Annotated in this window: 14 protein-coding genes; all 14 read left to right on the top strand. The window is 70.7% G+C overall.

Going from position 1 to position 14,169, the window contains the following annotated elements; genetic code table 11:
* Positions 1 to 387: 387 nt before the first annotated feature.
* Positions 388 to 858 carry a 30S ribosomal protein S6 gene (gene rpsF / locus BKE38_RS27220; RefSeq protein ID WP_076960323.1) on the top strand — a complete coding sequence of 157 codons (471 nt, stop codon included), beginning with the start codon at positions 388 to 390 and terminating at the stop codon, positions 856 to 858.
* Positions 859 to 864: 6 nt separating this feature from the next.
* The gene (gene rpsR / locus BKE38_RS27215) at positions 865 to 1,143 is read left to right on the top strand and encodes a 30S ribosomal protein S18 (protein WP_076960322.1); all 279 of its coding nucleotides are present in this window, start codon (positions 865 to 867) and stop codon (positions 1,141 to 1,143) included.
* A 45-nt stretch (positions 1,144 to 1,188) separates the two neighbouring features.
* Positions 1,189 to 2,133: a hypothetical protein gene (locus tag BKE38_RS27210; protein WP_076960321.1), complete on the top strand. Its 945-nt coding sequence runs from the start codon at positions 1,189 to 1,191 to the stop codon at positions 2,131 to 2,133.
* Positions 2,134 to 2,149: 16 nt separating this feature from the next.
* Positions 2,150 to 2,719, top strand: a complete 570-nt coding sequence (gene rplI / locus BKE38_RS27205; RefSeq protein WP_076960320.1) for a 50S ribosomal protein L9 — start codon at positions 2,150 to 2,152, stop codon at positions 2,717 to 2,719.
* A gap of 191 nt (positions 2,720 to 2,910) precedes the next feature.
* Positions 2,911 to 4,182 carry an SAM-dependent methyltransferase gene (locus BKE38_RS27200; protein WP_076960319.1) on the top strand — a complete coding sequence of 424 codons (1,272 nt, stop codon included), beginning with the start codon at positions 2,911 to 2,913 and terminating at the stop codon, positions 4,180 to 4,182.
* Positions 4,183 to 4,251: 69 nt separating this feature from the next.
* Positions 4,252 to 5,775, top strand: coding sequence for a replicative DNA helicase (locus tag BKE38_RS27195; protein ID WP_076960318.1), 1,524 nt, complete (start codon positions 4,252 to 4,254; stop codon positions 5,773 to 5,775).
* Complete coding sequence (gene alr / locus BKE38_RS27190) at positions 5,753 to 6,850, top strand: alanine racemase (protein ID WP_106409320.1); 1,098 nt, start codon at positions 5,753 to 5,755, stop codon at positions 6,848 to 6,850. The genes BKE38_RS27195 and alr overlap by 23 nt, the downstream gene beginning before the upstream one ends.
* An 18-nt stretch (positions 6,851 to 6,868) precedes the next feature.
* On the top strand, positions 6,869 to 7,651 hold the full coding sequence (locus BKE38_RS27185) for an MlaE family ABC transporter permease (RefSeq protein ID WP_076960317.1): 783 nt from the start codon (positions 6,869 to 6,871) through the stop codon (positions 7,649 to 7,651).
* On the top strand, positions 7,651 to 8,424 hold the full coding sequence (locus BKE38_RS27180) for an ABC transporter ATP-binding protein (protein ID WP_076960316.1): 774 nt from the start codon (positions 7,651 to 7,653) through the stop codon (positions 8,422 to 8,424). Before BKE38_RS27185 ends, BKE38_RS27180 begins: the two co-directional genes overlap by 1 nt.
* Before the next feature lie 327 nt (positions 8,425 to 8,751).
* Positions 8,752 to 9,678 (top strand): metal ABC transporter solute-binding protein, Zn/Mn family, encoded by a 927-nt coding sequence (locus tag BKE38_RS27175; RefSeq protein WP_076960315.1) that lies wholly within the window; start codon positions 8,752 to 8,754, stop codon positions 9,676 to 9,678.
* 41 nt (positions 9,679 to 9,719) lie between these two features.
* Entirely contained in the window at positions 9,720 to 11,195 is a 1,476-nt protein-coding gene (radA, locus tag BKE38_RS27170) for a DNA repair protein RadA (RefSeq protein ID WP_083747907.1), read from the top strand.
* 34 nt (positions 11,196 to 11,229) lie between these two features.
* The gene (locus tag BKE38_RS27165; RefSeq protein WP_076960314.1) at positions 11,230 to 11,787 is read left to right on the top strand and encodes a CvpA family protein; all 558 of its coding nucleotides are present in this window, start codon (positions 11,230 to 11,232) and stop codon (positions 11,785 to 11,787) included.
* Between the two features lie 11 nt (positions 11,788 to 11,798).
* On the top strand, positions 11,799 to 13,277 hold the full coding sequence (gene purF, locus BKE38_RS27160; RefSeq protein WP_076960313.1) for an amidophosphoribosyltransferase: 1,479 nt from the start codon (positions 11,799 to 11,801) through the stop codon (positions 13,275 to 13,277).
* Positions 13,274 to 14,023, top strand: coding sequence for an SDR family NAD(P)-dependent oxidoreductase (locus BKE38_RS27155; protein WP_242662587.1), 750 nt, complete (start codon positions 13,274 to 13,276; stop codon positions 14,021 to 14,023). Before purF ends, BKE38_RS27155 begins: the two co-directional genes overlap by 4 nt.
* Positions 14,024 to 14,169: the final 146 nt, after the last annotated feature.

Genomic DNA, 14,169 nt, shown 5'->3' with positions numbered 1-14,169 from the left:
GGTCGGCAGGCCGGAATCCGGTCCGGATCCTCGGCTTTTCCGCACCGGCGGCCAGGGGCGAAGCACGGCTTGGCGCCGCTCCATTGTTGACACGGGATGAAGGCCCCATTACCCCGCCCGCCGTTGCGGAAAAGCCGAGGATCCGGACCGGATTCCGGCCTGCCGACCGGGACCTGCACCTTTCTATAGAGTGGGCGGAGCCTTGCGCCGGGGGCCGGGCCCTCCCCGCAGGACGCGGGCATAAATTGGTTGCCGCTGCGGGCGCTTTATGGTTCAAGCCGCGCTCCCCTGCCGGGCGCGCGAGGCATCGCGCCCGGCTATGCCCGTTTGCGTGCCGCCGGCATGGTGCCGACGTCGCCTGGGCTGAGACAGCCACAGGGAGACCCCATGCCCTTGTATGAGACCGTGCTCATCGCACGCAACGACCTGACCCAGCAGCAGGTCGAGACCATCACCGACCAGATCGCGAGCATCGTCACCGAAGCCGGTGGCGAGGTGAAGAAGCGCGAGTACTGGGGCCTGCGCGGCCTGGCCTACCGGATCAAGAAGAACCGCAAGGGGCACTACATGCTCCTCGGTCTCGACTGCCCGGCCGCCGCCGAGCAGGAAGTCGCCCGTCAGCTCGGCCTGAACGAGGACGTGCTGCGTCACATGACGCTGCGCATCGAGACGATCGACGAGAACCCCTCCGCCATCCTCGCCAAGCGTGGCGACGACCGCGAGCGCGACCGTGGCTTCCGTGGCCCGCGCCCGGCTGCCGGCCGCTTCTCCTCGGGCCGCCGCGAGCGGAACGACGACCGTGAGGAATACCGCGCCCGTCCCCGCGACGAAGGCGACAACGCTGGCGGCGAGGAGTAATCGACCATGTCCGAGTCCACCGAGCTGAACATCGCCGCCCGCCGCCCGGCCGTCGGCGCCCGCCGGCCCTTCTACCGCCGCCGCAAGTCCTGCCCCTTCTCCGGCCCGAACGCGCCGAAGATCGACTACAAGGACGTGCGCCTGCTGAGCCGCTTCCTGAGCGAGCGCGGCAAGATCGTCCCCTCCCGGATCACCGCCGTGTCGGGGAAGAAGCAGCGCGAGCTGGCCAACGCCATCAAGCGCGCCCGCTTCCTGGCCCTGCTGCCCTACGTCATCAACGACTGAGGGCCGCGGACGGGATTGGACTGAAAGCAAGGATCTGGACGGAAGATGGCAGCGGGGCAGCCCCGGATCGGCCTGACCGACGACCCCCGCCTGTTGGCGGGGGCGGCGGGCGGGCTCGTCTCGGCGCTGGCCGCGCTGGCCGCCTTCCGCGGCGTGCCCGGCGGCATGGGCCTGTTCTGGCTGGCGCCGATGCCGCTGTTCCTGGCCGGCCTCGGCTTCGGCAAGGCTTCGCTGGCCATCGCGGTCGCGATCGCCAGCCTGGCGCTGCTGCTGACCACGCCGGGCGTCGTGCCGCTGCTGTTCTGGCTCGCCCTCTACGGCGCGCCGGCGCTGCTGCTGCTGGGCACCGGGCTCCAGGATGCATCGCCGCAGGCGGAACCGGGGACGGCGCGGCTGTCCCTCGGCCTGCCGCTGGCGCTGCTCGGCATCTGGCCGGCCCTCCTCCTCGTCCTGGCCAGCCTGCTGGCCAGCAACGAGGGCGGGCTGGAGGCGCTGCTGCGCGACGCCATCACCACCGGCCTCGCCCGCATGGGCGCCGAGGTGCCGGAAGCCGTGCTGCGCCAGATCGTCCGGCTGCAGGCCGCGGCCCTGGCGCTGTGGGTCGGGTTGACGCTGCTGGCCAATGCCGCGGGCGCGCAGGGCTTCCTGCATCGCCGCGGCCTGGCGCTGGCGGCCGATCCCGCCTGGCGCGCGGCGCGGCTGCCGGTCTGGTATCCGGCGCTGCCGGCGCTGGCGGGGGTGCTGTGGCTGGTGGCCGATCCGGCCGCCGAGCTGCTGCCGCTCTCGCTCTGCCTGGTGCTGGCGGTTCCGCTGGTGCTGCAGGGCCTGGCCGCGATGCATTCCCGGCTGGCGGGCTTCTCGGCCCGCCTGCCGCTGCTGATCCTGCTCTATGTCCTCATTCTCGTCTTCAGCCTGCCGGGTGCCCTGATCCTTGTGGCGCTCGGCCTCCTCGAACAGTACGGGCGCCGCAACCCGCCCGCCAACATGTGAGATCGGGGTTACACCGATGATCGAAGTCATCCTGATGCAGCGGGTCGACAAGCTCGGCCAGATGGGCGAGCTGGTGAAGGTCCGCCCGGGTTACGCTCGCAACTTCCTGCTTCCGCAGGGCAAGGCCATCCGCGCCAACCAGGAGAACCTGGCCCGCTTCGAGCGCGAGCGCGTTCAGCTCGAGGCCCAGAACCTGAAGCGCCGCGAGGAAGCCGAGCGCGTCGCCGAGCGGATGGACGGCCTGACCGTCGTCATCATCCGCCAGGCGGGCGAGTCGGGCGGCCTGTACGGCTCCGTCTCCAGCCGCGACATCGCCGACGTCTGCAAGGACGCCGGCCTGACGCTGGCCCGCAACCAGATCCTGCTGGACCAGCCGATCAAGACCCTGGGCGTGACCCCGGTGAAGGTCGCGCTGCATCCGGAAGTGATGCTGATGGTCTCCGTCAACGTCGCCCGCTCCCCGGAAGAAGCCGAGAAGCAGGCCCGTGGCGAGGACGTCCGCGCCGAGCAGCAGGCCGAGGAAGAGAGCCTGGAGGCCGAGCTGGCCGCCGAGCTGTCCGAGCTGGGCGCTGCGAGCGAGAACTGATCCCTTCTCCAGGGGGCCTCGCGCTCCCTGGGACGGTCGGAAGCGAATCAGGCGTCCCCCCTTGGGGGGACGCCTTTTTCATGCAGATCTGGCATGCGCGGCGCCGGTCACGCCTCCCATCCGCGTGAGTGGACAGGCTGATGACAGAGTCCGAAGCTGATCATCCGTGGAGATGATCAGGGGCTCGGACCATGCTGTTCGATCGCATCCTGTCCCGCATGATCCGGCGCGGGACCCTCACCGTCCGCTATCCCGACGGCAGCCGCCGGGTCTATCGCGGCGCCACCGACGGGCCCCTGGGCAATCCCAGCGCGGGGCTCGACATCCGCACCCCGCGCGCCGAGCGCCGCCTGGTCACCAATCCGGGCCTCGCCTTCGGCGAGGGCTACATGGATGGCGAGCTGCTGCCGCTGGACTGCGGCCTCTACGAGGTCACCGACCTGCTGGCGCTGAACCTGATGCAGTTCGGCCACCCCGGCGAGCATCTGATGGAGAAGCTGCGCTGGCTGCGCCGCCGCTTCGACCAGCTCAACCCGGCCGGGCGCTCGCGCCGCAACGTGGCGCACCACTACGACCTGAACGGCCGGCTCTACGCCCTCTTCCTCGACCGCGACCGGCAGTATTCCTGCGCCTATTTCCCGACCGGTCAGGAGACGCTGGAGGAGGCGCAGGAGGCCAAGAAGCGCCACATCGCCGCCAAGCTGCACCTCGACCGCCCCGGGCTGGAGGTGCTGGACATCGGCTGCGGCTGGGGCGGCATGGCGCTGCATCTGGCGCGCGAGCATGGCGCCCGCGTCACCGGCATCACCCTCTCCACCGAGCAGCTCGAGGCCGCCCGGGCGCGCGCCGCCGAGGCCGGCCTCTCGGGCCAGGTCCGCTTCGAGCTGATGGACTACCGCGACTGGTCACGGCCGGTGGACCGCATCGTCTCGGTCGGCATGTTCGAGCATGTCGGCATCGACCACTACCGCACCTTCTTCCGCAGGATCCACGCGGCGCTGAAGCCGCAGGGCGTCGCCCTGGTGCATGCCATCGGCCGCAGCGACGGCCCGGGCAGCACCAATCCCTGGCTGTCGAAATACATCTTCCCCGGCGGCTACTCGCCGGCGCTGTCGGAGGTGCTGCCGCATGTCGAGAAGGCCGGCCTCTGGACCACCGATATCGAGATCCTGCGCCTGCACTATGCCCAGACCATCGCCCATTGGCGCCGCCGCTTCGCTGCCAACCGCGACGCCATCCAGTCGCTCTATGACGAGCGCTTCTGCCGCATGTTCGAATTCTACCTGGTGGGGTCGGAGCTGGCATTCCGGCGCATGGGGCACATGAACTGGCAGATCCAGATGACCCGGGACGTGGCCGCCCTGCCGCTCACGCGGGACTATATCCACCAAGCCGAGGCCAGGGGGCCCTGCCCGCTGGACCCCCACCAGGAAGCTGAGGTTCTCGGATCTCCCACCTTGTGACTCACCCGGCCGCGACTGGTACATTTCAACCCCTCCCGCCCAGGGGACGGGCGGGCTAGATTGCGCCGCATGAACAGCGTCAACCCGCCCGGCGAAGGGCTGCTCACTCTCTCGCAGCGTCAGCCCCCCTTCAACCGCCAGGCGGAGCAGGCGCTGCTGGGCGCCCTGCTGTCCAACAACAAGGCCTATGAGCGCGTCTCCGAATTTCTCGCACCCGAGCATTTCGCCGACGCCGTCCATGGCCGCATCTTCGCCTCCATCCAGCGCCGCATCGAGGCCGGCCAGCTCGCCGACGCCATCACGCTGCGCGCCGAATTCGAGCATTCCGGCATCCTGGAAGAGGTCGGCGGCACCGGCTACCTGGCCGAGCTGCTCGGCGCCATGGTCGGCATCATCAATGCCGGCGAATATGGCCGCGTCATCCACGACGCCTGGCTGCGCCGCCAGCTGATCGACCTGGGCGAGACCGTGGTCAACCGCGCCTTCGGCGCCGAGGCCGAGCTCGCCGCCAAGGAGCAGCTCGAGGCCGCCGAGCAGGCCCTGTTCGAGCTGGCCAAGGATGGCGGCTCGGAAGGCGGCTTCGTCACCTTCAACCGGGCGCTGACCGACGCGGTGAACCTGGCGGAGAAGGCCTTCGCCCATGGCGGCGGCGTCTCCGGCCTGCCCTCCGGCCTGCGCGACCTCGACGGCAAGACCGGCGGGCTGCATCCGTCGGACCTGATCATCCTCGCCGGCCGCCCCGGCATGGGCAAGACGGCGCTGGCCACCAAGGTGGCCTTCGGCGCCGCCAAGTCGCTGCTGCGCAGCGCCGAGGACGAGCACGGGCCGGGCGCCGTGCCGCGCGGCGGCTGCGCCATCTTCTCGCTGGAAATGAGCGCCGACCAGCTCGCCACCCGCCTGCTCTCGGAGGAGGCCCGCGTCTCCGGCGACCGCATCCGCCGCGGCGAGATCCAGCAGCGCGACTTTGACAAGTTCGTCGAGGTCAGCCGCGACCTGGCCCGCCTGCCGCTGTTCATCGACGACACGCCCGCCATCACCATCTCGGCCATGCGCACCCGCTGCCGCCGGCTGATGCGCACCAAGGGCCTCAGCCTGATCGTCGTCGACTACCTGCAGCTGATGCGCCCCGCCGCCGGCTCCCGCCCGGAGAACCGCGTGCAGGAGATCAGCCAGATCACCCAGGGGCTGAAGGCCCTGGCCAAGGAGCTGGCGGTGCCGGTCATCGCGCTGTCGCAGCTGTCGCGCCAGGTCGAGAACCGCGAGGACAAGCGGCCGCAGCTGTCGGACCTGCGCGAATCCGGCTCGATCGAGCAGGATGCCGACATGGTCATGTTCGTCTACCGCGACGACTACTACCTGAAGATGCAGGAGCCGAAGAACACCAACTTCGACAGCGCCGACAAGTACGAGACCGCGCTGGCGAGCTGGAAGGACCGGATGGAAAAGGCCTACAACCGCGCCGACCTGATCGTCGCCAAGCAGCGCCACGGCCCCACCGGCACCATCCCGCTGTTCTTCGAGGCCGAGTTCACCCGCTTCGGCGACCTCGACACCACCCATGGGGACATGCATGGCGGCGGCAGTGATTACTGACCTTCTGCCCCCCCGCGCCGCGGCCGGGGCCGCCGAGGCGGAGCTGCTGGTCGACCTCGGCGCCATCGTGGCCAACTGGCGCGACCTCTCGGCCCGCCACGCCAGCGGCCCGGTCGCCGGCGTGGTCAAGGCCGACGCCTATGGCCTGGGCGCCGGCCCGGTCGCGCGCGCGCTCGCCGAGGCCGGCTGCCGGCACTTCTTCGTGGCGCAATTCTCCGAAGGCCTCGCCCTGCGCGCGGCGCTCGGCGCCGGGCCGATGATCGCCGTCCTCGGCGGCTTCCCGCCGGGCGCCGATGGCGGCGCTGGCCTGACCCCGGTGCTGAACGGCCCGACCGATATCGCCGCCGCCCGCGCCGCCGGCCTGACCGGCGCCATCCTGCATGTCGACACCGGCATGGAGCGCCTCGGCCTGAACGCGGCCGAGCTGGCCGCCGCCGGCGACCTGTCGGCGCTCGGCCTGCGCTACGTCATGACCCACCTGGCCTGCGCCGACGAGGCCGGCCACCCGCTGACCGCGCTGCAGGCCACCCGCTTCGCGGCCGCCCGCGCGGCGCTGCCCGGCCTGCCCGCCAGCTTCGCCAATTCCGCGGGCCTGTTCCTCGGGGAAGAATTCGCCTCCGACCTGGCGCGGCCGGGCTGCGCGCTCTACGGCATCAACCCGACCCCGGGCCGGCCCAACCCGATGCGCCAGGTGATGCGCCTGCTGGTGCCGATCCTGCAGATCCGCGACATCGCCCCCGGCACCACGGTCGGCTACGGCGCCGCCTGGACCGCCGCGCGCCCCAGCCGCATCGCCACCATCGCCGCCGGCTATGCCGATGGCTATCTCCGCGCGCTGTCCGGCCGCGGCACCGCCTTCGTCGAGGGCCAGGCCGCACCGCTGGTCGGCCGCGTCTCGATGGACCTGATCACCCTCGACGTCACCGACGCCCCCGCGGCGCAGGTCGGCGGCATGGCCGAGCTGATCGGCCCGGCCCAGACCCCCGACCATCTGGCGGCGCTGGCCGGCACCATCGGCTATGAGATCCTGACCTCGCTGGGCGCCCGCTACCGGCGTCGCCATTCCCCCGCATGACGCTGCAGGCCCGCTGACTTGACCCTGATCCTGAATGTCCTGGCCGCCATCGGCCGCGGCGTGCTGGGCGCCTGCCGCTCGGTCGGCGCCATCGCGCTCTTCGCGCTGGACGGCGTCTCGCACCTGCTGCGGCCGCCCTTCTATCCGCGCCTCTTCGGCCGCGCCTTCCTGGAGATCGGCTTCTTCTCCCTGCCGGTGGTGTCGCTGACCGCGATCTTCACCGGCATGGTGCTGGCCCTCCAATCCTATTCCGGCTTCTCCCGGTTTGGCGCCGAGAGCGCAGTGGCGAACGTGGTGGTCCTCTCCATCACCCGCGAGCTCGGCCCGGTGCTGGCCGGGCTGATGGTGGCGGGGCGCATCGGCGCCGCCTTCGCCGCCGAGATCGGCACCATGCGCGTCACCGACCAGATCGACGCGCTGACCACGCTGTCGACCAACCCGATGAAATACCTCGTCGCCCCGCGGCTGCTGGCCGGCACGCTGGCCATGCCGCTGCTGGTGGTGGTCGCCGACATCCTGGGCGTCATGGGCGGCTGGCTGGTCGGCACCACCAAGCTGGGCTTCGGCTCCACCACCTACCTGGCCTCGACGCTGAACTTCATGCAGGCCGAGGACGTCATCTCCGGCCTGGTGAAGGCCGCCGTCTTCGGCTTCGTCATCACCCTGATGGGCTGCTACCACGGCTACAACAGCCGCGGCGGCGCGCAGGGCGTCGGCGGCGCCACCACCGCGGCGGTGGTGTCTTCCTCCATCCTGATCCTGGCGCTCGACTACGTGCTGACCGAGATGTTCTTCGGCTGATGACCGACACCCCGAAAATCCGCCTGCGCGGCCTGACCAAGCGCTTCGGCGCCAAGACCGTGCTCGATGGCGTCGACCTCGACATCGCCGCCGGCCATGGCATGGTCATCCTCGGCGGCTCCGGCTCCGGCAAGTCGGTGACCATCAAATGCATCCTGGGGCTGATCACCCCCGATGCCGGCACGATCGAGATCGACGGCCGCGACATCCTGTCCATGCCCCGCCGCGAGCGCGAAGAGCTCAACGATCGCATCGGCATGCTGTTCCAGAACGGCGCCCTCTTCGACAGCCTGCCCGTCTGGGAGAATGTCTGCTTCAAGCTGCTGGCCCAGAAGCGCATCACCCGCGCCCGCGCCCGCGACAAGGCCGCCGAGGTCCTGGCCCAGGTGGGCCTGGCCGCCAGCGTCGGCGACCTGTCCCCCTCGGAGCTGTCGGGCGGCATGCAGAAGCGCGTCGGCCTGGCCCGCGCCATCGCCGCCGAGCCCGAGATCATCTTCTTCGATGAGCCCACCACCGGCCTCGACCCCATCATGGGCGCCGTGATCGATGGCCTGATCGTCGATTGCGTGAAGACGCTGGGTGCGACGGCGGTCTCGATCACCCACGACATGGCCAGCGCCCGCCGCATCGGCGACACGGCGGCCATGCTGCACAAGGGCCGCATGGTCTGGACCGGCTCCGCCGCCGAGCTGGGCCAGACGGGGAATGCCATGGTGGACCAGTTCGCGCGCGGTGAGCGCGAGGGCCCTATTGGCATGGAGCTGAGGAAGTAAGGTTTTGGGCAGGCTGGGGGAATGAATTCCCCCAGACCCCCATCTTTTTTCTGGGGTGACTGCCGTGTCCACGTGGAGACAGTACGTGAAACGGCCCAGCGGCAGCGCGACCTGAAAGGGCGCGCTGTTTTTGTATGATGGCGTCCCGCCGTGATGCCCGGGTGCTGCTGCCGGTGAGGCGCAGATCTCTGAACGGCCGGTGATCAGAAAAAAGATGGGGTCCAGGGGAATTCATTCCCCTGGCCTGCCTCTGTCTTCGCTTGCTTCCCTGCTCTGACGAGCCTATTCGATACACTATAACATAACTTCTCTCGAGAGTGCTCGCCCATGCTCCGCCGTTCTCTCTTCCTCGCCCCTCTCCTCCTCGCGGCGACCCGAGCGCGGGCGGCGGCGCCGTTGCGGGTGGTGGCGTCCTTCTCGATCCTGGCGGATCTGGTGCGGCAGGTGGGCGGCGAGCGCGTCACGGTGCGGGCGCTGGTCGGGCCCGATGCCGATGCGCACAGCTTCTCGCCGCGGCCCTCCGACGTCGCCGCGCTGCGGGAGGCGCAGCTCGTCGTGCGCAACGGGCTGGGCTTCGAGCCCTGGCTGGACCGGCTGCTGGCCGCGGCCGGCGGCAAGGTGACAACGGTGGTCGCCAGCACGGGCATCACGCCACGGCGGATGGAGGGCGGGCACGATCATGGCCACGGCCACAGCCACGGCAAGCCGGGCGAGACGGTGGCCGACCCGCATGCCTGGCAGGACCTGACGAACGGCCAGGCCTATGTCCGCACCATCGCGGCCGGGCTGACGGCGGCCGATCCGGAGGGGGCGTCGCTCTATGCCGCCAATGCCGAGGCGCTGGTCGGCCGGCTGGCGGCGCTGGATGGCTGGGTGCGGCAGCAGGTGGCCAGCGTGCCGCAGGCGCGGCGCAAGGTGGTGACCAGCCACGACGCCTTCGGCTATTTCGCCGCCGCCTATGGGGTGGAGTTCCGCGCGCCGCAGGGCGTCAGCACCGAGGGCGAGCCGAGCGCCCGCGCCGTTGCCGCCCTGGCGCGGCAGCTGAAGGCGGAGGGCATCACCGCCGTCTTCATCGAGAACATGACCAACCCGGCGCTGCTCGACCGGCTGGCGGCCGAGGCGAATGTTCGGGTGCGCGGCCGGCTGTTCTCGGATGCGCTGTCGGCCGAGGGCGGCCCGGCGCCTACTTACGAGGCGATGGTCCGGCACAATGTCGGGCTGCTGGTGCCGGCGATGAAGGGCGAAGGCGGCTGACGCCACTTCCTCCCGTACCCACTTTGTTCTAGACCGGGCGGATGGCCAAACCCACCGCCCGCTTCGTCTGCCAGAATTGTGGCGCCGTCTCCTCGAAGTGGCAGGGCCGCTGCGAGACCTGCGGCGAATGGAACACCATCGCCGAGGAGCAGCTGGAGATCCGCGCGCCGGGTCCGGCGGGGAAGTCCTCGGGCGGGCGCAAGATCGACTTCGTCGGCCTGAAGGGCCGCGCCGCCCCGCCGCCGCGCACCGTCAGCGGCATGGCGGAGCTCGACCGGGTGCTGGGCGGCGGCTTTGTCCCCGGCAGCGTGGTGCTGGTGGGCGGCGACCCCGGCATCGGCAAGTCGACCATCCTGCTGCAGGCGGCGGCGCGCATCGCCAATGCCGGGAAGCGCGTCCTCTATATCTCGGGCGAGGAGGCGATCGACCAGGTGCGGCTGCGCGCGCTGCGGCTGGGGCTGACCGACAGCCCGCTGGGCCTCGCCGCCGCCACCAGCCTCCGCGACATCGCGGCCAGCCTGGAGGAGGAGAAGGAGGCGACGCTCGTCATCATCGACTCCATCCAGACCGTCTGGCTGGACAGCCTGGACGCCGCCCCCGGCACGGTCAGCCAGGTGCGCGCCTGCGCCGCCGAGCTGACCCGGCTGGCCAAGACGCGCGGCTTCGCGGTGGTCCTCGTGGGCCATGTCACCAAGGAAGGGACGCTGGCCGGCCCGCGCGTGCTGGAGCACATGGTCGACGCCACGCTCTATTTCGAAGGCGATCGCGGCCACCAGTTCCGCATCCTGCGCGCGGTGAAGAACCGCTTCGGCGCCACCGACGAGATCGGCGTCTTCGAGATGACCGATCGCGGGCTGATGGAGGTGGCCAACCCCTCCGCCCTGTTCCTGGCCGAGCGCCGCGGCAATATTTCTGGGAGTGCCGTCTTCGCCGGGATGGAGGGGACGCGGCCGGTCCTGGTGGAGGTGCAGGTGCTGCTCTCCCCCTCGCCGTCCGGCGGCTCGCCGCGGCGGCAGGTGGTGGGCTGGGATTCCGGACGGCTGGCCATGCTGATGGCGGTGCTGGAATCGCGCTGCCGGGTCAGCCTCGGCCAGAACGACGTCTATCTGAACATCGCCGGCGGGCTGCGGGTGAACGAGCCGGCGGCGGATCTTGCCGTCGCTGCCGCCCTGGTCTCGGCCGCCACCGACCGGCCGACCGACCCGGAGATGGTCTTCCTCGGCGAGATCGGCCTGTCCGGCGAGATCCGCCAGGTCGCCCAGACCGACACGCGGCTGCGCGAGGCGGCCAAGCTGGGCTTTTCCGCCGCCACCCTGCCGCGCCGCGTCTCGCGGCCGGGGCGGACGGCCTCGGCGCATGACGGGCTGAAGCTGACCGAGATCGGCCATCTGGCCGACCTGGTCGCGCCGATGGCCGCCGCCGCCGCGGCCAAGCCCAGGTCGCCCAAGTCCGATGAGGGGGGTGGCACAAAGGACACGCCGCGCCGCAAGGCGCCGGAGCCTGCGGGCGAGGCGTGACAGCGCCCCCCCGCTTGGCTATAGGCTGGCGCCGATGACCTGGGTGGACGGCATTGTCCTCGCGGTGCTCGCCCTCTCGGCGCTCATCGCCTTCTTCCGCGGCCTGGTGCGCGAGGTGCTGGGCGTCGGCGCCTGGATCGGCGCCGTGCTGTTCGCCATCACCGTGCTGCCGGGGCTGTCGCCGCTGCTGGCCGAGCATATCCAGCCCGCCTGGCTGGCCGAGCTCGTCGCCGCCGCCGCCGCCTTCGTCGTGGCGCTGATCGTGCTGAAGCTGCTGATCGGCTGGTTTGCCGGCAAGGTGCGGGCTTCGGTCCTCGGGGGTCTGGATCGCGCGCTCGGCATGGTCTTCGGACTGGTTCGGGGTGCTTTCCTGGTTGTCCTCACCTATATCGTGGGCGGACTGTTCCTGCCCGCCGTCGACCGTTGGCCCGAGCCGGTGCGCGAGGCACGAAGCCTGCCGGTGACGGCCGGGGCGGCAGCGATGCTTGTCTCCCGGCTGCCACCGGAGTATCGCCCCCGACTTCCAGACCTGCCGCAGAGCAGCATGCCCAGCATGGACGAGCTGCTGCGACCCCCGGCCCGAGGCCGGTAACGAGGACGCCGATGCACCCCCTGCCCCATGACCCCTCCCGGGACGATGACGACGGCTTCCATGAGGAATGCGGCGTCTTCGGCGTCTGGAATGCGACCGATGCGGCGGCGCTGACGGCGCTCGGCCTGCATGCCCTGCAGCATCGCGGCCAGGAGGCGGCTGGCGTCGTCACCCTCTCCGAGCCGGGCAAGTTCCACGCGCATCGCGGCCTCGGCCTGGTCGGCGACATCTTCGGCGACGCCAAGGTCATGGCCGGGCTGAAGGGCCGCTGCGCCGTCGGCCACAACCGCTATGCCACCACCGGCGAGACGGCGCTGCGCAACGTCCAGCCGCTGTTTGCCGATTTCGAGTTCGGTGGCCTGGCCGTCGCCCATAACGGCAACCTGACCAATGCCGTGACGCTGAAGCGCGCGCTCGTCCGCCGCGGCTGCATCTTCCAGGCCACCTCCGATTCGGAGGTCTTCATCCACCTGATCGCCATCAGCCTTTACGCCAGCGTGGTGGACCGGCTGATCGACGCGCTAAAGCAGGTGCAGGGCGCCTACTCGCTCGTCGGGCTGCATGACGGCGCCATGATCGGCGCGCGCGACCCGATGGGCGTCCGCCCGCTGGTGCTGGGCCGCATCGGCGGCGAGGGCGGCGCCTATGTGCTGGCCAGCGAGACCTGCGCCCTCGACATCGTCAGCGCCGACTTCGTGCGCGACATCGAGCCGGGCGAGATCGTCGTCATCGACAACAACGGCCTGCGCAGCATCAAGCCCTTCGGCCGCACGCAGAACCGCTTCTGCATCTTCGAATACATCTACTTCGCCCGCCCCGACTCCGTGGTCGAGGGCACGCCGGTCTACACGACCCGCAAGCGCATCGGCGAGGAGCTGGCGCGCGAAAGCCATGTCGAGGCCGATGTCGTCGTCCCCGTGCCCGATTCCGGCGTGCCGGCGGCGATGGGCTATGCGACCGAGGCGCGGATTCCCTTCGAGCTGGGCATCATCCGCAACCACTATGTCGGCCGCACCTTCATCGAGCCGACCGACCAGATCCGCCACCTGGGCGTCAAGCTGAAGCACAGCGCCAACCGGCCGATGATCGAGGGCAAGCGGGTGATCCTGGTGGACGATTCCATCGTCCGCGGCACCACCTCGAAGAAGATCGTCGAGATGGTGCGCCAGGCCGGCGCCAAGGAGGTGCATATGCGCATCTCCTCGCCGCCGACGACGCATTCCTGCTTCTACGGCATCGACACGCCGGAGCGCAGCAAGCTGCTGGCCGCCAACCATGACGTCGAGGAGATGGCGCGCATCATCGGCGCCGACAGCCTCGCCTTCATCTCGCTGCCCGGCCTGTACCGCGCGCTGGGCCGCGACGGCCGCGACGCCGCCAATCCCGGCTATTGCGACGCCTGCTTCACCGGCGACTATGCCATCCCGCTGACCGACCTGGTCGACCATCCGGAGCGCATGCCGGCCCTGCTGGCCGCCAACGGCCAATGAGCCAGTCTGCCACCGCGGAGGCCGGCATGCTCGCCGGCCGCCCGTTGGACGGACAGGTCGCGCTGGTCACCGGCGCCAGCCGCGGCATTGGCGCGGCGACGGCCCAGGCGCTGGCGCGGCTCGGCGCGCATTGCGTGCTGATCGCCCGCACCCAGGGCGGGCTGGAGGAGACCGACGACGCCATCCGTGCCGCCGGCGGCCAGTCCACCCTGCTGCCCTTCAACCTGGTCAAGGACGCCGACAAGATCGACATGGTCGGCCCCTCCCTGGTGGAGCGCTTCGGCCGCCTCGACATCCTGGTGCACAATGCCGGCGCGCTGGGCGCGCTGACCCCGGTCGCGCATATCACCCCGCGCGACTGGACCGACGTGATCGGCACCAACCTGACCGCCGCCTGGCGGCTGATCCGCACCTGCGACCCGCCGCTGCGCGCGGCGCCTGCCGGCCGCGCCGTCTTCGTCACCACCGGCCGGGTGCAGCAGCCGAAGGCCTTCTGGGGGGCCTATGGCACCTCCAAGGCGGCGATGGAGCACCTGGTCCAGACCTGGGCGCAGGAGGTGGAGCATACCGCGCTGCGCGTGAACCTGTTCGACCCGGGCGTGGTGGCGACCAAGCTGCGCGGCCAGGCCATGCCGGGCGAGGACCAGTCCGCCATCGCCCAGCCGGCCGATGTCGCGCCGGTGCTGGCCGCCCTCTGCCTGCCCGCCGAGGCGCGCCACGGCGCGACCGTCCGCTTCCAGGATTGACCCGAGCCTGGGGGGCGTTCTCAGCCCCCCAGCGCTTTCTTCATCAGCAGCACGCTCTGCCCGCCCTGCGGCACCTGCTCCACCGCCTCCCAGCCGAGCTGGCGATACAGCGCCCCCTCGCCCCCGGTGTAGAGCCACAGCGTCCC

The organism is Teichococcus deserti (assembly GCF_001982615.1).
In the GTDB taxonomy this organism is placed as follows: Bacteria; Pseudomonadota; Alphaproteobacteria; order Acetobacterales; family Acetobacteraceae; genus Pseudoroseomonas; species Pseudoroseomonas deserti.
Note: the sequence above shows the minus strand (reverse complement) of the source record. Positions and strands in the feature narration are given on the sequence as shown.

What these genes read in the sequence shown, in the direction of transcription:
- rpsF (WP_076960323.1), top strand. Translation starts at nt 388, where the DNA reads ATGCCCTTGTATGAGACCGTGCTCATCGCACGCAACGACCTGACCCAG.
- rpsR (WP_076960322.1), top strand. Translation starts at nt 865, where the DNA reads ATGTCCGAGTCCACCGAGCTGAACATCGCCGCCCGCCGCCCGGCCGTC.
- BKE38_RS27210 (WP_076960321.1), top strand. Translation starts at nt 1,189, where the DNA reads ATGGCAGCGGGGCAGCCCCGGATCGGCCTGACCGACGACCCCCGCCTG.
- rplI (WP_076960320.1), top strand. Translation starts at nt 2,150, where the DNA reads ATGATCGAAGTCATCCTGATGCAGCGGGTCGACAAGCTCGGCCAGATG.
- BKE38_RS27200 (WP_076960319.1), top strand. Translation starts at nt 2,911, where the DNA reads ATGCTGTTCGATCGCATCCTGTCCCGCATGATCCGGCGCGGGACCCTC.
- BKE38_RS27195 (WP_076960318.1), top strand. Translation starts at nt 4,252, where the DNA reads ATGAACAGCGTCAACCCGCCCGGCGAAGGGCTGCTCACTCTCTCGCAG.
- alr (WP_106409320.1), top strand. Translation starts at nt 5,753, where the DNA reads ATGGCGGCGGCAGTGATTACTGACCTTCTGCCCCCCCGCGCCGCGGCC.
- BKE38_RS27180 (WP_076960316.1), top strand. Translation starts at nt 7,651, where the DNA reads ATGACCGACACCCCGAAAATCCGCCTGCGCGGCCTGACCAAGCGCTTC.
- BKE38_RS27175 (WP_076960315.1), top strand. Translation starts at nt 8,752, where the DNA reads ATGCTCCGCCGTTCTCTCTTCCTCGCCCCTCTCCTCCTCGCGGCGACC.
- radA (WP_083747907.1), top strand. Translation starts at nt 9,720, where the DNA reads ATGGCCAAACCCACCGCCCGCTTCGTCTGCCAGAATTGTGGCGCCGTC.
- BKE38_RS27165 (WP_076960314.1), top strand. Translation starts at nt 11,230, where the DNA reads ATGACCTGGGTGGACGGCATTGTCCTCGCGGTGCTCGCCCTCTCGGCG.
- purF (WP_076960313.1), top strand. Translation starts at nt 11,799, where the DNA reads ATGCACCCCCTGCCCCATGACCCCTCCCGGGACGATGACGACGGCTTC.
- BKE38_RS27155 (WP_242662587.1), top strand. Translation starts at nt 13,274, where the DNA reads ATGAGCCAGTCTGCCACCGCGGAGGCCGGCATGCTCGCCGGCCGCCCG.